The 21,090-nt window shown below is 65.5% G+C and carries 18 protein-coding genes; 3 read left to right on the top strand and 15 right to left on the bottom strand.

The window, feature by feature from the left end:
- Window positions 1–20: 20 nt before the first annotated feature.
- A complete protein-coding gene (locus AC1AYP_RS10215) occupies window positions 21–953 on the bottom strand; it encodes a carbohydrate ABC transporter permease (RefSeq protein WP_476547794.1) in 933 nt (310 codons plus the stop codon).
- Window positions 954–1,166: 213 nt separating this feature from the next.
- On the opposite strand from AC1AYP_RS10215, the gene AC1AYP_RS10210 reads away from it, so the two are divergent.
- Complete coding sequence (locus tag AC1AYP_RS10210) at window positions 1,167–2,156, top strand: LacI family DNA-binding transcriptional regulator (RefSeq protein ID WP_476502535.1); 990 nt, start codon at window positions 1,167–1,169, stop codon at window positions 2,154–2,156.
- 204 nt (window positions 2,157–2,360) lie between these two features.
- Here the strand turns inward: AC1AYP_RS10210 and garR are convergent, their stop codons facing one another.
- The 5 genes from garR to AC1AYP_RS10185 all read right to left on the bottom strand — a co-directional run bounded on the left by garR (window position 2,361) and on the right by AC1AYP_RS10185 (window position 8,244).
- Complete coding sequence (gene garR, locus AC1AYP_RS10205) at window positions 2,361–3,251, bottom strand: 2-hydroxy-3-oxopropionate reductase (RefSeq protein ID WP_476547793.1); 891 nt, start codon at window positions 3,249–3,251, stop codon at window positions 2,361–2,363.
- A gap of 69 nt (window positions 3,252–3,320) precedes the next feature.
- Window positions 3,321–4,472, bottom strand: coding sequence for a glycerate kinase (locus AC1AYP_RS10200; protein WP_476547791.1), 1,152 nt, complete (start codon window positions 4,470–4,472; stop codon window positions 3,321–3,323).
- A 65-nt stretch (window positions 4,473–4,537) separates the two neighbouring features.
- On the bottom strand, window positions 4,538–5,455 hold the full coding sequence (locus AC1AYP_RS10195) for a dihydrodipicolinate synthase family protein (protein WP_476547790.1): 918 nt from the start codon (window positions 5,453–5,455) through the stop codon (window positions 4,538–4,540).
- A 28-nt stretch (window positions 5,456–5,483) separates the two neighbouring features.
- Entirely contained in the window at window positions 5,484–6,812 is a 1,329-nt protein-coding gene (locus tag AC1AYP_RS10190; RefSeq protein WP_476502425.1) for an enolase C-terminal domain-like protein, read from the bottom strand.
- A gap of 88 nt (window positions 6,813–6,900) precedes the next feature.
- On the bottom strand, window positions 6,901–8,244 hold the full coding sequence (locus AC1AYP_RS10185) for an enolase C-terminal domain-like protein (RefSeq protein ID WP_476547788.1): 1,344 nt from the start codon (window positions 8,242–8,244) through the stop codon (window positions 6,901–6,903).
- A 185-nt stretch (window positions 8,245–8,429) separates the two neighbouring features.
- Here AC1AYP_RS10185 and AC1AYP_RS10180 point away from each other — a divergent pair, with 185 nt between their 5' ends.
- A complete protein-coding gene (locus tag AC1AYP_RS10180; RefSeq protein ID WP_476502427.1) occupies window positions 8,430–9,578 on the top strand; it encodes a CdaR family transcriptional regulator in 1,149 nt (382 codons plus the stop codon).
- A gap of 345 nt (window positions 9,579–9,923) precedes the next feature.
- On the opposite strand, the gene AC1AYP_RS10175 is transcribed toward AC1AYP_RS10180, so the two are convergent.
- Entirely contained in the window at window positions 9,924–11,249 is a 1,326-nt protein-coding gene (locus AC1AYP_RS10175; protein ID WP_476502428.1) for an SLC13 family permease, read from the bottom strand.
- A gap of 355 nt (window positions 11,250–11,604) precedes the next feature.
- Between AC1AYP_RS10175 and AC1AYP_RS10170 the strand changes: the two genes are divergently transcribed.
- The gene (locus AC1AYP_RS10170; protein ID WP_476502429.1) at window positions 11,605–12,036 is read left to right on the top strand and encodes a GNAT family N-acetyltransferase; all 432 of its coding nucleotides are present in this window, start codon (window positions 11,605–11,607) and stop codon (window positions 12,034–12,036) included.
- Between the two features lie 34 nt (window positions 12,037–12,070).
- Here the strand turns inward: AC1AYP_RS10170 and AC1AYP_RS10165 are convergent, their stop codons facing one another.
- The 8 genes from AC1AYP_RS10165 to AC1AYP_RS10130 form a co-directional block, all read right to left on the bottom strand.
- Window positions 12,071–12,835, bottom strand: a complete 765-nt coding sequence (locus AC1AYP_RS10165; RefSeq protein ID WP_476547786.1) for a pseudouridine synthase — start codon at window positions 12,833–12,835, stop codon at window positions 12,071–12,073.
- Window positions 12,835–14,727, bottom strand: coding sequence for a glutamine--fructose-6-phosphate transaminase (isomerizing) (gene glmS / locus AC1AYP_RS10160; RefSeq protein WP_476547783.1), 1,893 nt, complete (start codon window positions 14,725–14,727; stop codon window positions 12,835–12,837). The genes AC1AYP_RS10165 and glmS overlap by 1 nt, the downstream gene beginning before the upstream one ends.
- Before the next feature lie 193 nt (window positions 14,728–14,920).
- Window positions 14,921–15,739 (bottom strand): amino acid ABC transporter ATP-binding protein, encoded by an 819-nt coding sequence (locus AC1AYP_RS10155; RefSeq protein ID WP_476502432.1) that lies wholly within the window; start codon window positions 15,737–15,739, stop codon window positions 14,921–14,923.
- Between the two features lie 19 nt (window positions 15,740–15,758).
- Window positions 15,759–16,742 carry an amino acid ABC transporter permease gene (locus AC1AYP_RS10150; RefSeq protein WP_476502433.1) on the bottom strand — a complete coding sequence of 328 codons (984 nt, stop codon included), beginning with the start codon at window positions 16,740–16,742 and terminating at the stop codon, window positions 15,759–15,761.
- A gap of 25 nt (window positions 16,743–16,767) precedes the next feature.
- Window positions 16,768–17,706: an ABC transporter substrate-binding protein gene (locus tag AC1AYP_RS10145; protein ID WP_476502434.1), complete on the bottom strand. Its 939-nt coding sequence runs from the start codon at window positions 17,704–17,706 to the stop codon at window positions 16,768–16,770.
- A gap of 227 nt (window positions 17,707–17,933) precedes the next feature.
- The gene (locus AC1AYP_RS10140) at window positions 17,934–18,881 is read right to left on the bottom strand and encodes an ABC transporter substrate-binding protein (RefSeq protein WP_476531529.1); all 948 of its coding nucleotides are present in this window, start codon (window positions 18,879–18,881) and stop codon (window positions 17,934–17,936) included.
- A gap of 126 nt (window positions 18,882–19,007) precedes the next feature.
- Window positions 19,008–19,487, bottom strand: coding sequence for an SsrA-binding protein SmpB (gene smpB, locus AC1AYP_RS10135; RefSeq protein WP_476531527.1), 480 nt, complete (start codon window positions 19,485–19,487; stop codon window positions 19,008–19,010).
- Between the two features lie 152 nt (window positions 19,488–19,639).
- Window positions 19,640–21,022 carry a CHAP domain-containing protein gene (locus tag AC1AYP_RS10130; protein ID WP_476547796.1) on the bottom strand — a complete coding sequence of 461 codons (1,383 nt, stop codon included), beginning with the start codon at window positions 21,020–21,022 and terminating at the stop codon, window positions 19,640–19,642.
- Between the last annotated feature and the right edge of the window lie 68 nt (window positions 21,023–21,090).

Below are 21,090 nucleotides of genomic sequence, written 5' to 3'. Positions count from 1 at the left end.
CTCGATACCCGTCGTCGCACTCACTTCATCTGCTCCTTCATGCTGTTCAACTGCACCGCATACGCGATCGCCATCGTGATCACCGCCATCACGATCGCCAACGCGGCCGCGTAATTCGACTGGTTACCCGAGAACGACAGGTTGTACGCGTACATGTTCGGCGTGTAGTACGTCGTGATCGCGTTGCCCGGCACCATGTTCTGCAAGATCGAAGGCTCGTTGAACAACTGGAACGAACCGATGATCGAGAAGATCACCGTGATCGCCAACGAACCACGCAACTCCGGCAGCTTGATCGACTTCACGATCTGCCACTCCGACGCGCCATCAATGGAAGCCGCCTCATACAGGGAATGCGGGATCGTGGACAGCGAGCTGTAGAAGATCAGCATGTTATAGCCCGTGAACTCCCACGTGTTGATGTTCCCGATCGACGCCAACAGGACGTTCGGCGCGAACATGTCGATATGCGTACCCAACACGTCGTTCAGCGAACCCACCAGACCATACTTCGCGCCATACACGAAACCCCAAATCAGGGTGGACACCACCGCCGGCACCGCATACGGCAGGAACGTCGAGATACGGAAGAACTTCGTCCCATGCAACTTCATGCTGTCGATCGCCAACGCCATCGCAGCCGCCAGGAACAACATGATCGGCACCTGCACCACCGTGAACAACGCCACACGACCCACAGACGACCAGAACTGCTGATCACCCAACAGACGCGCGTAGTTCTGCAACCCCACGAACTGCGTCCCACCGATCATCTGCTTCTTAAAGAAACTGATATACACCGCATACACGATCGGAATGATGAACACGAACACGAACACCACCGCAAACGGACCCATGAACTTCCAACCACGCCAATCCGCCTTATGCCGGTTCTCCCGGGCAACGGCGGAATGACGCGCAGCCGTGGCGGCGGTCACATCACTAGAGGCCATGCCAACCCTCTCCTTCGAAGGATCATCCGAGTGACCGGTCCCATCGGAGGAACCGAACACCCTGTAAAATGTTTACGCAATCATGTTATCACCACATCCGACTTCCGCCAATCGCCGGCGCGCCTTAGCTCACAGCCGCTATGTTATATTGATAACGAAAACATAAAACTGTCATGGAGAAGAAGCGCAATGGAACGCACATCAACGGTGTCGATGCAGGATGTCGCCAAGGAAGCCGGCGTCTCACCGCAGACCGTATCCCGCGTGGCCAACGGCAGCGACGCCGTGAAGCCCGAGACGCGCCGACGCGTCGAAGCCGCGATGACCAAGCTCGGCTACCGCCCGAACTACGCGGCCCGCGCCCTGAAGCACGGGCGTTTCCAGGATATCGGCGTCGTCATGTTCAACATCGCGAGCTTCGGCAACTCCCGCATCCTCAAGGGCATCGCGATGGCCGCGGACGCCAGCGGCTACGCGGTCACCATCCACATGCTGGGCAAGGACAAGGAACGCACGCTCACCGCGGCGGTGGAGCGCATGAAGCAGCTGCCGGTGGACGGCGTGATCATCGTCATGGAGGAGAACCTGCCCGACTTCAACTCGTTCACGCCGCCGCGAGACCTGCCGGTCGTGCTCATCAGCGAGGACCCCTCGGACACCTGCGCCACGATCGACGCCGACCAGCATGGCTGCTCGACCGCCATCGTCGACTACCTGCTGAGCAAGGGACACAAGACCGTCTACCACATCGCCGGCCCCTCCGCCTCCCGTGCGGCGCAGAGCCGTGCGCAGGGGTGGCGCGACGCGCTCGAGCAGATGGGCCTGCGCATCCCGCCCACCTATGTGGGCGACTGGGATGCGGACAGCGGCTATCAGGCCGGACTCGCCCTCTCCCACGACCCCGAGTGCACGGCCATCTACGCGGCGAACGACCAGATGGCGTACGGCGCGATCCTCGGCCTGCGCGCGGGCGGCCGCCGCGTCCCGGAGGACGTGAGCGTCGTCGGCGTCGACGATTCGCTGGACGGCATGGTGCCGCGCCTCGACCTGACCACGATGCGCATGAAGTTCGACGAGATCGGCCTGGAGGCGTTCTCGATGCTCAAGCGCCAGTGCGAGGGCGGTCGCGTCCCCGCCGGCGTGAAGACCGTCATCCCCACCGAACTCGTCGAACGCGGCTCCGTCCGCGACCTCACCGAATAGCCCCTCCCTCAGGCTCCCCTGTCAAGGCACCCCTCTCCTCCCTCAGGCTCCCCTTGACAGGGGAGCTGTCATGCGCAGCATGACTGAGGGGTAGACCCCACAGCCCCCACCCCCGCATGAGCACGACAAGGGGCCTGCACCGTCCATCCGAACCGGCGCAGGCCCCTCACAGTATCAAGACGTCACGCGAAGCGCGTCATCCCCTCACTCCCCGCTCTGCAGCTTGAAGTTGTTCACCATCTCGTACCACTCGGCGATGCCGCTGTGGTCGTCGGAACCGTGGCCGTGCACCTTGAGCGACTGGAGGATCTCCATGGCCAGCGAGGTGAACGGTGCGGACACGTTGACGCCGTGCGAGGTGTCGAGCGCGTTCTGCAGGTCCTTGATGTGCAGGTCGATGCGGAAGCCCGGGGTGAAGTCGCCGTCGAAGATCTTCTGCGACTTCTGGTCCATGACCACGCTGCCGGCGAGGCCGGAGCGGATCGCCTTGTACACGTTCTCCGGGGAGACGCCGGCCTTCTTGGCCAGCGAATACGCCTCGGAGACGGCGGCGATGTTCACGGCGACGATCATCTGGTTGGCGAGCTTGGTGATGTTGCCGGCGCCCACGCCGCCGACGAGCGTGACGGTGGAGGCCATGGTCTTGAGCAGCGGCTCGTACTTGTCGAACACGTCCTGCGCGCCGCCGACCATCACGGCGATGGTGCCGTCGATGGCCTTCGGCTCGCCGCCGGAGACCGGGGCGTCGAGGAAGTCCACGCCGAGCTTCTCCAGACGGGCGGCGAAGTCGCGGCTGGCGAGCGGGGCGATCGAGCTCATGTCGATCACGGCCTTGCCTTCCGTGAGGCCTTCGGCGATGCCGTTCTCGGAGAACAGCGCGTTCTCGACGTGCGGGGAGTTCGGCAGCATGGTGATGACCACGTCGGAGGCTTCGGCGACCTCCTTGCCGTTGGCCGCGGCCTTGCCGCCGGCGGCGACGATCGCCTCGACCGGGGCCTTGTTGAAGTCGAAGGCGGTCACCTCATAGCCTGCCTTGATGACGTTGAGCGCCATCGGCTTGCCCATGATGCCAAGTCCAACGAATCCGACCTTCATGATGTGTTCCTTTCGTTCTGGCCGCGATGCGCGGCCGTATCCGGTATGAAAAACTTCCTATGGAAAATGTTATGCCCGTCCCGCGCCGAGCAGGAAGGCGCGCATCGCGCTTTCGCCGGCGATCGGGATGGAGATGCTGGTGCGTGCGATGCACTCGCCGAGCGTGGCGGGCGCGGTCACGGCGGGCACGACCAAGTCGACGCCCATCTCATAGACGCGCCCCAGGTCGTCGGCACGCGAGCCGACCACGGCGACGACGGGTTTGCCGTGCCGTTTGGCGAGCCGCGCGACGCCGATCGGCGCCTTGCCGTTCGCGGACTGGGAGTCCATGCGCCCCTCGCCGGTGATGACGAGGTCGACGCCGTCGAGCACGTCGTCGAGGCCGATGATGTCGAGCACCGCGTCGATGCCGCTGACGATGCGCGCCGAGCAGAAGGCGACGAGCGCCGCGCCGAGCCCACCGGCCGCGCCCGCGCCGGGCACGTGCTCCGGGTCGCGCCCGGTCGCGTCGGCGAGCAGCCGCGCGTAGTCGTGCATCCATCCGTCGAGTTCCGGCATGCGCGCCTCGTCGATGCCCTTCTGCCGCCCGTAGACGCGCACGGCGCCGTCGGGTCCGGTAAGCGGGTTCGTCACGTCGGTGAGCGCGACGATCTCGACGTGCGCGAGACGCGGGTCCATGCCGGTCACGTCGATGGTCTTCAGTCGGCGCAGTCCGGCGAGTCCGCACGGCACCGGCGCGCCGTCGGCGTCGAGCAGGCGCGCGCCGAGCGCACGCGCCATGCCGGCGCCGCCGTCGCTGGTGGCGGAACCGCCGAGGCCGATGACGAGACGTCGCGCACCGGCGTCGAGCGCGTCGAGCATGAGCTGTCCGACGCCTTCCGTGCATGCGCCGAGCGCGTTCGGCATGTTCTGTTCGATCAGGGTGATGCCGCTCGATTCGGCCATTTCGATGATGGCGGAGCGACCGGAGTCGAACAGCCCGTAGCGGGCGGTGACCGGGTCGCCGAGCGGCCCGGAGACGCGCACCTCGCGGATCTCGCCGCCGCGGCCGGCGATCACGGCGTCCACCGTGCCTTCGCCGCCGTCGGCGATCGGGTATTTCACGACATCGCAGTCCGGCATGACGCGGCGCACGCCCTCCTCGAGCAGCGTCTCGACCTCAAGGCTCGACGCCGAACCCTTGAACGAGTCGGATGCCAGCAGCACGCGTGTCGTCGTCATGGTCGTCTCCTTTCCTTGGGTTTTCCGGGTTCGGTGTTCGTTCTCGTTGATGTCGGGCCGGACGATCAGTCCAGGTAGCCCGCGTCACGCATCGCGCGCTTCATGCCTTCGAGGGCCGCTCCCCCGGTCGGCTCGGTCGGCAGTACGGAGGGGCCGACGTCCATGCCGAGCATGTTCGCCATGTCCTTGGTGGCGGCCGGGAAGCTGGCCGCGTCCTGGGAGAGGCGGATCGGGTTGAGCGTGAACTGGTCCGCGAGCGCGCCCTTGAGGTCGCCGGCGACGAACTTGTCGTAGATGCCGCACACGAGCTCCGGGTAGATGTTGGCGGTCGAGCAGACCGCGCCGTGCGCGCCGCAGCAGAAGCCCGCGTAGACGATGGTGTCCTTGCCGGCGAACACCTTGAAGTCGATGTCCGCGGTGCGGCGCACCAGCTCCTGCAGGTTGGTGATGTTGCCGGACGAGTCCTTGATGCCGACGATGTTGTCGACGTCGTGCGCGAGCCGCACGATCGTGTCGAGCGCGATCGGATAGCCGGCGAGGCCCGGGTTGTTGTAGATGAGTACGGCGGTGTCCGGCACGGCTTCGGCGATGGCGGTGAAGTGGTGTTCGAGCGCCGGCTGCGTGGGCGTGATGAACATCGGCTGGAGGACGCTGATCGCGTCGATGTCGAGTTCGGCGGCGCGGCGGGCGAGTTCGACGCACTGGCTGGTGCGGATGTGGCCGATGCCGAACATGATCGGCACGCGGCCGGCGGCCTGGTCGATGATCGCCTGGGCGGCTTCGAGCATCTCGTCGTCGGAGAACATGTAGAACTCCGAGTTGGAGCCGAAGGCAAGGATGCCGTCGACGCCGTGTTCGATCACGTGGTCGACCTGGCGGCGCAGGCGCGGGATGTCGATCGCGCCGTCGCGCTCGTTGACGACGGGCATGAGGATCGGCACGAAGATGCCGTTGAAGCGTTCGATGTCGATGGGCTTGGACATGGGATGCGGTTCCTTTCAGCGCATGGGTTCAGCGCACGAGGGCCGGGCGCTTGCCGTCGAACTTCCAGCCGGGGATCAGGTACTGCATGCCGACGGAGTCGTCGCGGGTGCCGCAGTCGTTGTCCTTGTACAGCTGGTGGGCCTTGAGCACGGCCTCGCGGTCGACCTCGACGCCGAGACCGGGCACGTCGCGCGGCACGGCGACCTCGCCGCCTTCGATCTTCGGCGGGTTCTTGGTCAGATGCTGGCCGTCCTGCCAGATCCAGTGAGTGTCGCAGGCGTTGTATTCGCCGGGCACGGCGGCCGCGGCCTGCGCGACCATCGCCAGGGAGATGTCGAAGTGGTTGTTGGAGTGCACGCCCCAGGTCAGGTCGAAGTCGTGGCACAGCTGGGCGACGCGCACGCAGCCCTGCATGGTCCAGAAGTGAGGGTCGGCGAGCGGGATGGTCACCGAGTCGAGGCGCACGGCGTTCTTCATCTCGCGCCAGTCGGTGTCGCACATGTTGGTCGCGGTGGCGAGTCCGGTGCGGCGGTGGAATTCGGCCATGACCTCGCGGGCGGAGAAGCGGCCTTCGGCGCCGCACGGGTCCTCGCAGTAGCTGAGGATGCCGGTCATGTCCTTACACAGGGCGACGGCCTCCTCGAGCGACCAGGCGCCGTTCGGGTCGAGATCCATGCGGCTGTTCGGGAATTCGCGCTTCAGTGCCTTGATGGCCTCGATCTCCTTCGCGCCTTCGAACACGCCGCCCTTGAGCTTGAAGTCTTTGAAGCCGTAGCGCTCGTAGGCGGCCTTCGCCTGTTCGACGATCGCGTCGGCGTCGAGCGCCGGCTCGCGGCGGATGCGGCCCCAGGCGTCGGAGTCGTCATCATCGTGGATGTACGGCAGGTCGGTCTTGGTGCGGTCGGCCACGTAGAACAGGTAGCACAGGAAGCGTACGCGGTCGCGCACCTGGCCGTCGCCGAGGAGCGCGGCGACCGGCACGTTCATGTGCTTGCCGAGGATGTCGAGCAGCGGGGTCTCGACGGCGGTCTGCACGTGCACGGTGGTGCGCAGGTCGAAGGTCTGGTCGCCGCGGCCGCCCGCGTCGAGGCCCGCGTACTTGTCGTGGATGGACCTGACGATGTTCTTGTATTCGAAGATCGACTTGCCGACGACCATCGGCTTGACCTCTTCGAGGACTTCGGTGATCTTCTTCGAGCCGGGCACCTCGCCCACGCCTTCGACGCCTTCGGAGTCGGTGAGGATGACGATGTTGCGGGTGAAGAACGGGCCGTGCGCGCCGGACAGGTTGAGCAGCATGCTGTCGTAGCCTGCGACGGGGTAGACTTCCATCTTCTCGATCGTGGGCACTGCCATGGGGGTCTCCTTCATTGGGGAATTTCGGTGGTTACGATTCGGGTTGGTTCGGGGTGGTTCGGGTTGGCTGGAACGGCACCGGGCGGTCTCAGCGGACCATGGCCGGGCGATGCGGGTCGTACTCCCATCCGGAGATGTAGTACTGCATGCCGCGCGCGTCGTCGCGGGTGCCGCAGCCGTTGGCCACGTAGAGCTCGTGGGCGGCGTCCAGCTTCTCCCGGTCGAGGTCGATGCCGAGGCCGGGCACGTCGCGGCGCACGGTCAGGCAACCGTCCTCGAACTTCGGCGCCTCCTTGCCGAGGTGCTGGCCGTCCTGCCACATGTAGTGGGTGTCGCAGGCGTTGATGAAGCCGGGTGCCGCGGCGGCGGCCTGCGCGACCATCGCCAGGGAGATGTCGAAGTGGTTGTTCGAATGCACGCCCCACGTGAGGTCCATGTCGTGGCACAGCTGGGCGACGCGCACGCAGCCGGTCATCGTCCAGAAATGCGGGTCGGCGAGCGGAATCGTCACCGAGTCGAGGCGGATCGCGGCCTTCATCTCGCGCCAGTCGGTGTCGCACATGTTGGTCGCGGTGGCGAGACCCGTCTGACGGTGGAACTCGGCCATCGTCTCGCGTGAGGAGAACCGTCCCTCGGCGCCGCACGGGTCCTCCACGTAGGTGAGCGTGCCCTCCATGCCGCGGCACAGGCGCACCGACTCGTCGAGCGACCATGCGGCGTTCGGGTCGATGGTGATGCGCGCGTCCGGGAAACGCTTCTTCAGCGCCTTGACGGTCTCGATCTCCTTGGCCGGCTCGAACACGCCGCCCTTGAGCTTGAAGTCGTGGAAGCCGAACCGGGCCTGCGCGGCCTCGGCCTGACGGACCACCGCCTCGGCGTCCATGGCGGGCTCGCGGCGGATGCGGCCCCACTCGTCGGAGTCATCGTCGTCGTGCAGGTACGGCAGGTCGGTCCTGCGGTAGTCACCCACATAGAACAGGTAGCCGAGGAACGGCACCTTGTCGCGCACCTGGCCGTCGCCAAGGAGCGCGGCGACCGGCACGCCGAGCCGCTTGCCGAGGATGTCGAGCAGCGGGGTCTCGACGCCGGTGAGCACGTTGGTGACCTTCTTGAAGATCTGCGCGTGGGCGGTCTCGGCGCCGCCTGCCGCGCCCGCGCCGGCGATCTGTTCGTTGAGCATGCGCTGGCAGGTGAGGACGATGTCCTTGTATTCGCTGACGGAACGGCCCTCGACCAGCGGGATGCACGATTCGAGACGACGGGTGATGACCTCGCCTCCCGGCACCTCGCCGACGCCGACGACGCCGTCCGCGTCGGTCATGACGACGATGTTGCGGGTGAAGAACGGCTCGTGCGCGCCTGCCAGGTTGAGCAGCATGCTGTCGTGGCCCGCGACCGGCACGACCTCCATTTTCTCGATGACGGGAAGCATCGCATCTCCTCCATTGGACTTCGATGTTGCGTGTTGCGGAAAACGTTGTTGACACCATTATGGCGAGGGATTGCTGTTATCGGCCATAGTCCAGGCACCCGGAACACCGGTCTTTTCCTCTTCGACATTGTTCCGCGTACTATGTCCGGTATCGACCTGCACATCGAGGCGCAAAGGAGAGGCATATGGAGATCGACGCGCGGACGGCGCAGTCCATCGTCGCGAACCTCAAGGACGTGATCCGTCACGAGATCAACCTGTTCGACACGAACGGCGTAATCATCGCCAGCACGGACACGTCGCGCATCGGCACCGGCCATGACGGCGCACGCCTCGCCGTGCAGATCAAACAGACCGTCTCCATCGACGACGACCATCAGTTCGAGGGCGCACGCAAGGGCATCAACGTGCCCGTGCTGTTCGACGATTCGGTGGTGGCGGTGATCGGCATCACCGGCGAGCGCGCCGAGGTGGAGCCGTTCGGCAACGTCATCAAGAAGATGACGGAGATCCTCATCCGCGAGAATCTCGAGCAGATGACGCGTTTCGACCAGCGGCTCATGATGACGAACCTCGTCACGATGCTCACCCAGCAACGGCGCGACGAAGGCATGGTCGCCTATCTCGCCTCGACGCTGGGACTTGACCTGAAACGCCCCCGACGCGCCGTGGTCGGGCGCATGGAGGGCGTGGACGATGCGGGCGGCGGCGCGGGGAGCGCCGGAACGCCCGCGTACGACACGCTGTATCTGACCGTCCAACGACATATGGCGGCGCTCCCCCGCACGCTGGTCTCGGTGAGTACGCGGGAATGCTGCCTGTTCGTCGACGTGGAGGACGCCGCCGATCCCGCGCCGACGCTCGAGGCGTTGCAGGCGGATATCGCGCGCACGCTGCACCGGCGGATGCGGTTCGGCGTCGGCGCCGTCGCGGCGCACGGCGACGACTACCACGTGAGCTACGACCAGGCGCGCACCAGCGTCGACTGGCAGCGGTTCACCGGCGGCGATGGCATCGGCCGCTACGAGGACCTCGATCTGGGCGTGCTGGTCTCGGCGACGCCTCCGGCGGCGGCCGACCAGTTCATCGGACGCGTCTTCGCCGGACTCGACGAGGCGCGGATCGATGACTTCCAGACGACGTTCGACGCGTACACGCGGCACAACGGCAGCATCGTGCACGCGGCCGAGGAGCTGTTCCTGCACAAGAACACGCTGCAGAACCGGCTCAACCGCATCGCCCGCGACACCGGATACAATCCGCGCGAACTCGCCGACTACGCGATCCTCGCCCTCGCCTTCCGCCTCCGAGCCTACCGCCGCTTCCGCACCTGACCCACACCCGGCCCCCTCTGACGGGGGGGCTCCCGGCGAAGCCGGGTGGGGGAGAGAAGAAGGCGGCCATAGGCCGCAAGAAATCGAATCGGCCTCCGGCCGATGCAGCATCTCCCGCGGCCTTACGGCCGCTCCTGTCTCTCCCCCAGTCCGCTACCGCGGACAGCCCCCTCATCAGAAGGGGCCGACACCCGCGCATGTTTCCCTGGCTCCCCTTGACAGGGGAGCTGTCGGCGAAGCCGACTGAGGGGTAGACCACCCGCAAAAAGAACCCACCCACGCAAAAGGGGACGCGCCCGCAGGCACGTCCCCTTCATTCATTCCCCTATTTTCCGTATCCCGCGCTCACGGCAGGAACACACCGGTGAGCACGCCGAACGCGACGACCACCACGTTGATGGCCCACAGCTTGAGGAACGAGAACTTGATGTGCTCGTCGAGCGTGATGCCGGTCAGGTCGGTGGCGATGTACAGCTGCGGCTGGGCGATCACGGAGATCATCGAACCGAAGTTCATGAACAGGGTGACGATGACCACGTCCGCGGGCACGCCGTACTTGGCGGAGAACGCGGAGACGAGCGGCATCAGCGCGTAGAACCACGTGTCGTTGGTGAACAGCAGCATGAGCGGCGTGGAGAACAGGGCCACGATGATGTAGAAGTACGGGCCGATGGCGGGCGGCACGACGGCGACCATCGCCTGGACCATCGCCTCGAGCATGCCGGACTCCTGCATCACGCCGACGACCACGCCGGACAGGAGCACGGCCGGCGCGACCGGGAACAGGGAGGCCGCGTACTTCTTGAGCAGCTTGCCCTGCTGGCCGAGGTCGGGGAAGTTGACGGCGAGCGCGACGACCAGACCGAACGCGAACACGTAGTACTGCGGGATCGACTGGAAGACGATGAGCACGAAGATGAGGAACGCGGTGAACAGCAGGTTCACCCAGAAGCGGTCGTGGCGGGTGAGCTCGGTGTCCTTGAACTGGGCGAGCAGCTCCTCGCGGCTGAAGTCGATCTTCTCGCCGGCCTTGCGGTGCTTGCGCGACTGGACGCCGAAGAACACGGCGAGGGCGATGAGCAGCGCGAGCATGAACAGCTGGATGGGCACGAGCTTCAGGAACAGGTTGGTGGAGGCGTTCGGGTCGTCGACGAGGCTGGCGGCGCGCAGGATCTTCGGGTTCCACGGCGTGTTGCACATGATGAGGATGGCCACGCAGATGAGGAACGGCAGGGCGCGCTTGTCGACGTGGAACTTCTCGTACAGCGGCAGCATGAGCGGCACGGTGATGAGGAACACGGAGGTGATCGAGCCGTCGAGCTCGACGATGCAGGCGACAAGTACGGTCAGGGCGCAGATGATCGGCGCGGTGATGTGCACGCGCTTCATGATGCCCTTGACGATGTCGTCGAACATGCCGGTGTCGGCGATGAGCATGAAGTACGGCAGGGAGAACAGCATCATCAGCGTGATGTCCGAGGTCTTGCCGATGCCGGTCTCGATCCACTTGCCGATGTCGGCGATGCCGCCGCCTGTGATGCACAGGGCGATGATGCCGGCGACGAGCGGGATCACGGTGAAGGCGAGCAGGATGCTCATCTTCTTCTTCAACAGCACGACGGTGATGATGATCATCGTCGCGAAGCCGAGTATCGCCAGAGGGATGTTCACGGTAGCTCCTCCATTGTGGGGTGGCGGGCGGTCTCGTCCACGAGGCCGTCGCCGTTCGTCTGATGGTCGCGGCCCGCCGTTCCGTCGTCGGGATGGGGGCCGAGTGCGTGCAACGTTTCCTACCTATCAGGATGCCGTTCCGTCACGCCGGTCTCAAAGGCACGGGGAACATCGCTGCGGACGCACGGAAGGCGAAACATGGTATGCGGGACATTCCGCGCCTCGCGCGTACGCCGTTACGATGGGGAGCGACCATCAGTTCGATGCGACCGATGCGCCCGTCACCCAATGATGCGATGATGGTCGCATGACACGATTCCCTTGGCATTCCAACCCCGATGAAAGGCTCACGACCATGATCAGACCGGCCACCAGCGCGGATCTCACGGCGGTGTTCAACATCGTCAACGAGTCCAGCCCCTGCGATCTCAACTTCCAGATGTTCGCGCAGACATACGTGGACCAGCTCTCCTCGCTCGACCGCCGTCTCGGCGTCTACGAGGAGGACGGCGTGGTCATGGGCTTCGTGGGCATCCTGTGCACCTGGCAGCTGCATGCGGGCGAACGCGTCGCCGAGACGAAGGAGCTCGTCGTCGCGAAGGCGCATCAGGACAAGGACATCCGCGACCAGCTGCTCGCCTGGGCGGAGAAGGTGGCCCGCGAGTTCGGCTGCGGCAAGATCACGATGTGCTCGCGCGTCGAGCACACGGACAGCCACCGCTTCTACGAGGAGAACGGCTACAAGAAGACCTACTACCGTTTCGACAAGTTCATCGAACTCGACTGACCCCGCATCCGTAGGCCCCCTCGTCAGAGGGGGCCTAATACCGACCTTCCCATAGCGGCACGCGGGAGACGAATTCGCGCCGCTCCCCTGTGACCGGGTCCGTGAATGCGAGGCGTCTCGCCACGAGCGCGAGCGGCTCGCTGAAATCATCGTAGGCGCGTTGGCGGATGCGCGGGTAGAAATCGTCGCCGGCGATCGGCAATCCGATCGCATTCATATGCACGCGCAACTGATGCGTCTTGCCGGTCCGCGGATGCAGCGTATACGTGCGCAACGCAGGGCGCGCCGACGACGTGCTCCGTGAGCGCGCCTCCGGTACCCCCAGCTCCACCACGGTCTCCGCGTTCACCGCGCCTGGCGTCTCGTACGCCTGCAGCACCCCGCGGTCCTTGACGATGCGGGAGCGCCGCCGCAGCGGGAACACGCGCGGCGGCTCCAACCGTTCGATCGTCCCGTACTGCGGCCGCGCGATCGGCGCGCACGGCGCGAGACATTCATACGTCTTCTCCGCGCGCCGCTCCTGGAACAGCATCTGGTATGCGCCGCGCAACGCAGGGTCCCTTACGAACACGACGATGCCGGCGGTCATCCGGTCGAGACGGTGCGCCGGCACGATCGCGTCGTCGCCGTACGCCTCACGCAGGCGCATCAGCGCGGTCTCGCGATACCACATGCCGCGCGGCGTGGTGGCGAGGAAATGCGGCTTGTCGACGACGATGATCCCCGCATCCTCATACACCACGTCCAGTTCGAACGGAATCCGCGGCTCCTCAATCACATACCGATGTCGCTTCGTCATCACTCCACGGTGACGGACTTGGCGAGGTTGCGCGGCTTGTCGACGTCGTAGCCCTTGAGCTTGGCCATGTCCATGGCGAACAGCTGCAGCGGGACCACGTCGACGAGCGGGCTCATCAGCGTCGGGCACTTCGGACGCCAGAACACGACGTCCGCATAATGCTCGACGTCCTTGTCGCCCTCTTCGGCCACGGCGATGATGTACGCGCCGCGCGCCTTCACCTCTTCGATGCCGGAGAGCACCTTGGCGTGCAGCACGTTGCGGCCGCGTTCCGGCGGCACGATGAACACGACCGGCTCGCCTTCGTCGACGAGCGCGATCGGGCCGTGCTTGAGCTCGCCGGCGGCGAAGCCTTCGGTGAACGTGTACGCGATCTCCTTGAGCTTCAACGCGCCTTCCATGGCGACCGGGTAGCCGACGTGGCGACCGAGGAACAGGAACGACTGCGCGTTGAGCATCTGCTTCGCGGCCTTCTCGATCGCGCCGGTCTGCGTGTCGAGCACCCACTGGATCTTGCGCGGCATGTCCTTGAGCGAGTCGATGGTCTGCTGGATCTCGTCGCGGAACATCGCGCCCTTCACCTGCGCGAGGTACAGGCCGAGCACGTAGGCGGCGGTGATCTGCGCGACGAACGCCTTGGTGGAGGCGACGGCGACCTCCGGACCGGCGTGCGTGTACAGCACGGCGTCGGATTCGCGCGGGATGGACGCGCCCTGCGTGTTGCAGATGGCGAGCACCTTGGAGCCCTGTTCGCGCGCGTGGCGCAGCGCCATGAGCGTGTCCATCGTCTCGCCGGACTGGGAGATGGCGACGACGAGCGTGCGCGGGGTGAGGATCGGGTCGCGGTAGCGGAACTCGTGCGCGAGCTCCACCTCGACGGGGATGCGCACCCAATGCTCGATCGCGTACTTGGCGACCATGCCCGCGTAGGCGGCGGTGCCGCATGCGATGACGATGATCTTGTCGATGGCCTTGAAGTCGTGTTCGTCGATGTGGATCTCGTCGAGCGTGACGTCGCCGTTCTTGTCGTAGCGGCCGAGGAGCGTGCGCTGCACGGCGGCGGGATCCTCGTGGATCTCCTTGTCCATGAACGAGTCCCATCCGCCCTTCTCGGCGGCGGAGGCGTCCCAGTCGATGGTGTAGGTCTTCGGGTTCTCGACCACGTTGCCCATGAAGTCGGTGACGATGACCTTGTCGGCGCTCACGCACACGGCCTGATCCTGGTCGACCTCCATGGCGCGCTTCGTGTACGCGACGAACGCGGCCACGTCGGAGCCGAGGAAGTTCTCGCCGTCGCCGAGGCCGACGACGAGCGGGGAGTCGTGGCGTGCGCCGACGACGATGTCCGGCTGGCGGCAGTCGGTGGCGAGGATCGTGAACGCGCCCTTGAGCATGCGGGCCATGCGCCGCACCGCCTTGAACAGGTCCGGTTTGCCTTCCTCGCGGATGATGGTGTCGACGATCTTGCCGAGCAGCTTGGCGGCGACCTCGGTGTCGGTGGCCGAGGTGAAACGGTAGCCTTCGGCCTGCAGGTCGAGGCGCAGCTGGGAGGCGTTCTCGATGATGCCGTTGTGGATGATGGCGACCTTGCCGTCCATGCTGGTGTGCGGGTGGGCGTTCACGTCGCTCGGCACGCCGTTCGTGGCCCAGCGCGTGTGGCCGATGCCGACGGTCGCCAGCGGCATCGGCTTCTTCTCGATGCTTTCGACGAGGTTGGCGAGGCGGCCCGCCTTCTTGCGCACCTCGACATGGTCCATGCCGGGCGCGGTCAGGGCCACGCCGGCCGAATCATAGCCACGGTATTCGAGTCGCTTCAGACCTTGGAGGCAGACCTCCAGCGGTTTGCCGCACGCGGTTTCGACATGTCCTGCATATCCAACGATTCCACACATAGCTCTCTACCTTACCAAGAGACGGCAACGCGACGGACCACTTCGCGCATAACGCAAGGCAGCCGCGAAACGAGCGATGGGCGCCGATATCCGCTGTATGACCGTAAAGACTTGGCCAGAGCGGCCCGGAGCGTGTCACTAAGCGGATATCGGCGCCCATCGCGGACACCTGAACTGCACGGAATGCTTACAACTACAGCACGTGCTGGAGGAAGTCCTTGAACCTCGGTTCGGTCGGATGGTCGATGATCTCGGGGCCTCCGGCCTCGACGACCACGCCGCCGTCCATGAACACGACCTGGTCGGCGACCTCGCGCGCGAATCCGATCTCGTGCGTGACGACGACCATCGTCATGCCCGCCTTGGCGAGCGAAAGCATGACGTTGAGGACCTCGCCGACGAGCTCGGGGTCGAGCGCGGACGTGGGCTCGTCGAACAGCATGATCTCCGGCTGCATGGCGAGGGCGCGCGCGATGGCGACGCGCTGCTGCTGACCGCCGGACAGTTCCGCCGGATAGTAGTTGAGGCGTTCGCCGAGTCCGACGCGCTCCAGCTCCTGGATGGCGAGCTGCTTGGCCTGCGCCTTGTTCATATGCTTGACGTGGACGGGCGCCTCCATCACGTTCTCCAGCGCGGTCATGTGCGGGAACAGGTTGAAGCGCTGGAAGACCATGCCGAGCTTGGAGCGCTGGGCGGCGATCTCCTTGTCGTTGAGGGTCTGGAGCATGTCCTGACCGTTCCTGGTCACGTGCTTGTAGCCGATGAGCTCGCCGTCGACCTCGATGGAGCCGCCGGTGATCGTCTCGAGCTGGTTGATGAGGCGCAGGAACGTGGACTTGCCGGAGCCGGAGGGGCCGAGGATCACGGTCACGGTGCCGGGCTGGACGGTCAGGTCGATGCCTTTGAGCACGTGCAGCGAGCCGAACGCCTTGTGCACCTGCGTGGCCTTGACGGCCGGCACGGCGGCGGTCGGCGTGGCGGGGATGTTCGCGGGGATGCTGGTCTGTGTCATCGTGTCTCTTCCTTCCCGCTCACGCCGTGAGCCCGCTGAACGTGGCGTCGTTGAGCTTGTCGACATTGTCCTTCGGCTCGCCTTCGGTCTTGCCGGGCAGCGGCGGCTGCTTGCCGCGCGCGCCGGCCGGGCGGGCGTCGAAGCCCTTGCCGAAGTGCTTTTCGAGACGGGACTGGATGACCATCAGGATGGACGTGATGAGCAGGTACCAGATGCAGGCCACGATGAGCAGCGGGATCGGTTTGTAGATGCGGTTGGCGATCGCGTTGGTCGCGAACTGCAGTTCCAGCGTGAACGGCACGGCGAGCACGAGGGACGTGGTCTTGAGCATGCCGATGGTCTCGTTGCCGGTGGGCGGGATGATGATGCGCATGGCCTGCGGCAGGATGATGCGGCGCATGATGAGCGTGCGGTTCATGCCGAGCGCCTGCGCCGCCTCGGTCTGGCCGGGGTCGACGGCTTCGAGGCCGGCGCGCACGATCTCGGACAGGTAGGCGGCCTCGTTGAGGGCGAGGCCGATCCATGCGGCGTTGAACGCGGTGATGACCACCGAGGAGTCGATGCTCCAGAACGAGATGTCGGTGAAGGGCACGCCGAGGCTGATCTTCGGGATGAGCACGGAGAACAGGCCCCAGAACACGAGCTGCGTGTACACAGGGGTGCCGCGGAAGAACCAGATGAAGAACCAGCTCACGCCGCGCAGCACCGGGTTGATGGATTTGCGCATGATCGCGAGGATCACCGAGAGGATGATCGCGACGACCATCGAGAGCACGGTGAGGATCAGCGTGTAGCCGATGCCTTCGAGCACGTTCTCGTTGAACAGGTACTTCCAGACGGTCGGCCAGTCCAGTCGCGGATTGGTGACGAGTCCTTGGATGAGCATCGCGGCGAGCAGCACGACGATCACGGCGGCCACGACGGGCCCCGGGCTCTTGACGGGCAGCGCCTTGATGCGGTTCGGGATGTTCAGCCCTTCGCCATCGACTTGTTTCTTTGCCATGTTCGGCTCCTTAGTGGTGCTTCGCTCAGCCTTCGACGTCCGGGTTGACCTCGGCGGTCTTCAGCGCGCCGGATTCGACGCCCCAGTGCTTGAGGATCTTGTCGTAGGTGCCGTCGTCCATCAGCTTCTGCATGGCCTTCTGCACGGCCTCGACGGTGCCCGTGTCGCCCTTCTTGATGGCGATGGCGTTCGGCACGGAGTCGAAGTCCTTGCCGAGCTGTTCAAGCTGGCCGTCGGTCTGGGCGATCGCATAGCCGACGACCGGGGAGTCGGCGAAGAACACGTCGGCCTTGCCGGTGACGACGGCGGTGGTGGCGTCGGTCTGCTGCTTGGAGGACTGGATCTCGATGTCCTTCTTGCCGTCGGCCTTGCACTGCTTGGCGGTCTCGTTGATGGCGGTCTCCTCGACGGTGCCGGTCTCGACGGCGACCTTGAGGCCGCACAGGTCCTTCTCGTCGACCTTGTTCGGGTTGCCGGTCTTGACGGCGTAGGCCATGCCGGAGGTGAAGTAGGAGACGAAGTCGACGGACTTCATGCGCTCGGGGGTGATGGTGAACGCGGCCATGCCGAGATCGTACTTGGAGCCGATGGCGGGGATGATCGTGTCGAAGTTGGAGGAGACGACCTCGGTCTTGAGGCCGAAGACGTTGCCGAGCGCGCGGGCGAGGTCCATGTCGTAGCCGATCTGCGTCTTGCCGTCGGCGTCGAGGAACTCGGCCGGGGCGTAGGACGGGTTGGTGCCGATGGTGAGCACGCCGTCCTTGGTGACGGATTCGGGCAGCAGCTTGGCGATCGCCTCGTCCTTCTTGACGCCGGAGACGTCGTAGCTGCCGATGGCGGCGGAGCTGGAGCCGCCGGTCGAGCCGTCGCCTTCGTCGGTGGTGCCGCATGCGGCGAGCGGCAGCAGCATGGCGACGCCGAGCGCGGCGGCCGTGATGGTCTTCATCCTGGTGGTGAACGACATGATGTCCTTCTTCTCTTGGTACTTCTTCTGGCGTTTCGGTCCTCGGAACGGAAAAACGGTGGCCGCCGCGATGATGCGTTCATCACGGCGGCCACTCTCCGCCCCGCCACATATGCATAAGTATACATAATCGCGTATAGATATGCAATATGATGTCGTCTCGCTGAGTCGCGATGATACCGGGCGGCTACTACGAACCGGTTAACGGCGGGGACTCAACGGCGGGATCAGCCCTCGACGTCGGTCGGGTTGATCTCGGCCTTGTCGATGGCGCCGGACTTGACACCCCAGTGGTCGAGCAGCTTCTCATACGTGCCGTCGTCCATCAGCTTCTGGATGGCCTTCTGCACGGCTTCGGCGGTGGCGGTGTCGCCCTTCTTGATGGCGACGCCCTGCTTGGCGACGCCGACGTCCTCGCCGTAGGATTCCAGCTGGTCGCCGGTCTGGCTGATCGCGTAGCCGGCGACGGGCGAGTCGGCGTAGAAGGCGACGGCCTTGCCGGTGACGACGTTGGTGGTCACGTCGGTCTGCAGCTTGTTGGAGAGGATGTCGATCTTCTTGTCGGCCGGGCACTTCTTGTCGGCGGCGGTGACCTCCTCCTCCTGCGTGGTGCCGGTCTGGACGGCGATCTTGAGGCCGCACAGGTTCGAGGAGTCGAACTTCTCGGGGTTGCCCTTCTTGACGACCCACGTGGAGCCGGCCTTGTAGTAGCTGACGAAGTCGACGGCCTGGGCGCGTTCCGGCGTGATCGTGAACGAGCTGATGCCGAGGTCGTACTTGGAGCCGACGGACGGGATGATCGAGTCGAACGTGCTGGTCACGTTCTCGGTCTTGAGGCCGAACACCTTGCCCAGCGCCTTGGTGAGGTCGACGTCGTAGCCGACCGGGGTCTTGCCATCCTCGGCGAGGAACTCGGCCGGGGCGTAGGAGGTGTCGGTGCCGACGGTGAGCACGCCGTCCTTGGTGACGGATTCGGGCAGCAGTTTGGCGATCGCCTCGTCCTTCTGGATGCCGGAGACGTCGAAGCTTTCGATCTTGGACGACGAATCGGACGAGCCGGAGCCGGACGCGGACGAGTCGGACGCGTCGGAGGTGCCGCAGGCGGCGGTGGCGAACAGCATCGCCGCGCACAACGCGGCGGCCGTGAAGGTCTTGATTCCCATGCTGGATGACATTGGATTTCCTCTCTCAGAGAATGTCGGTCGGGCGGGTATGTTTCCCGACTGATTCGCGAGAGTAGGTCCCCCATGCTACGAACCCGTAAATCTCACCCCCACGTCCCACAACGTGGACATGCGGGCTCAGTGCGAGCGCTTGTTGGCGTAGCGCATGGCGCGCAGGGCCTCGCGCTTGTCCTGCGCCTCGCGCAGCGCCTGGCGCTTGTCGAATTCGCGCTTGCCTCGCGCCAGCGCGATCTCTGCCTTGACGCGTCCGTCCTTGAAGTACAGGCTGATCGGCACGATCGTGTAGCCCTTCGCCTCGATCTGGCGGGCGAGTTTCAGGATCTCGCGTTCGTGCAGCAGCAGTTTGCGCTTGCGCTTGGGCGCGTGGTTGTTCCACGTGCCGTTCAGGTATTCGGGGATGTTCGCGCCTTCCAGCCAGATCTCGTTGCGCCGGTCGATACTGACGAACGCCTCGGCGAGCGAGGCGCGTCCCTCGCGCAGCGACTTCACCTCGGTGCCGGTGAGCACGACGCCGGCCTCGTATTTGTCCTCGATGACGTAGTCGTGACGCGCCTTCTTGTTCTGGACGATGAGCTTCGTCCCTTCCTCCTTGGCCATCGGGGACCTCCCTTCCTTGTCGTCGTTGCCCCGCGAACCACAACACGATAGCACGAAGCGCCGCCGGCCGAAGCCTGGCGGCGCTCCCCTATCGCGCAGCGCGTAGCCCGTTCGCTCCCCGCATGCGCGCGGATGCGATACGGCCCCACCAATCAGTAGTGCACGTACTGGTAGGCGCCCGCATTGGAGATGGTCTCCCATGCGGGGAAGGTGGCAAAGCCGGTGCCGCCTTCGGAGATGAGCACGGAGCCGTCGGAGTTGACGCGTTCGACGACGGCGACGTGGCCGTACTGCCAGTCGGCCGTCCAGTGGCCGCCGACGCTCTGGCCGGGCAGGAACACCATCGCGGCGCCGACGTGCGGCGTGTTGTTCACGTAGTAGCCGAGGCTCGCGCCGGTGGCCGCCCACTGGCCGCCGTTGCCCATGTACGAGCCGACCGGCAGGCTCAGCTGCGAACGGCGGATGTACGCCCACAGCGTGCACTGGCGGGCCGGGTAGGCGGAGCCGCCCACTGTGTTGCCGGTGTTGTGGCCGTAGCAGTAGCTGGAGCCTTCAGGGCAGTTGCCGGGCACGGCGTAGTCCATGCCGTTGGCGGTGCTGCCGCCTGAGTTGGAGCCGCTGTTGCTCGAGCCGCCGCCGTTGTTGGTGGTGCCGCCGGTCGTGGTGCCACCGGTCGAGCCGCCGGTCTGCTGCTGCGAGCCGGTGCCCGGCGTATAGCCGGCGTTGCTGTTGTTGTTGCTGGCTGCGGCGTTGGCCGCGGCCTGCGCCGCCAGGTCGGCCTGCATGGAGACGATCTCGGCCGCCTCCTTGGATTCCTGCGTGGTCAGGCTGCTCTTCTGCTCCTCAAGCGACTTGCGGGCGGCCGTGCCCTTCTCCTGCAGCGCCTCGAGCGACGCCTGCTTGGCGGCGGCGTCCTTGGCGGCGGATTGGGCGCTGGCGGCCTGCTTGTCGGCCTGGTCCTTGAGCTGGCTGATCTGGTCTTCGATGGCGGCCAGACGCTCCTTGCGGTTCATCGACGTGTTCATCGAGACGGCGGCGTCGTTGGCGGCGTTGGCCGCGGAACGCGTGGCCGCCGCGTCGGACTGCATCTGGTTGACGAAATCGTCGGTGGTGGTCGCGTTGGTGACGACGCTCATCACCGTGGAGGCCTGCGAGCCGTGGAAGCTGTCGCGCGCCGATTCGGCGACGGAGTCCTTCGCGTCGTCGTATTCGATGCCGGTGTCCTTGATCTTCTGCTCGAGGTCGGCCTTGTCCTTCTTGGCCGCGTTGAGGCGTTCGGTGGTGGCGTCGGCGAGGTCCTGCGCCTGCTGCGCGGCCTGCTGCGCCTTCGTGGCCGCCTCCTGGGCGGCCGGGATCTGATCGTTGGCGAGCGAGTCCAGTTCGAGGATCTGGTTGGCGAGGTCGGCGTTCACGCCGGCGAGCTTGGATTTGATGTCCGCGTGGCTGGCGACCTTCTGCTGGTACTCCTGGACGGAAACGGCCTTCGCCTCGGGCGCGTACGCCGCGGTCATGGCGATGCCGCACACCGCGGTCATCGCGGCCGACACGATGAGTCCGAGTCCTGCTTGCAACGTCTTGGAACGCTTCGACACTTCGGTCCTTC

The sequence above is a fragment of the Bifidobacterium sp. LH_424 genome (assembly GCF_056356895.1).
This window is presented reverse-complemented; position numbering and strand designations above follow the sequence as displayed.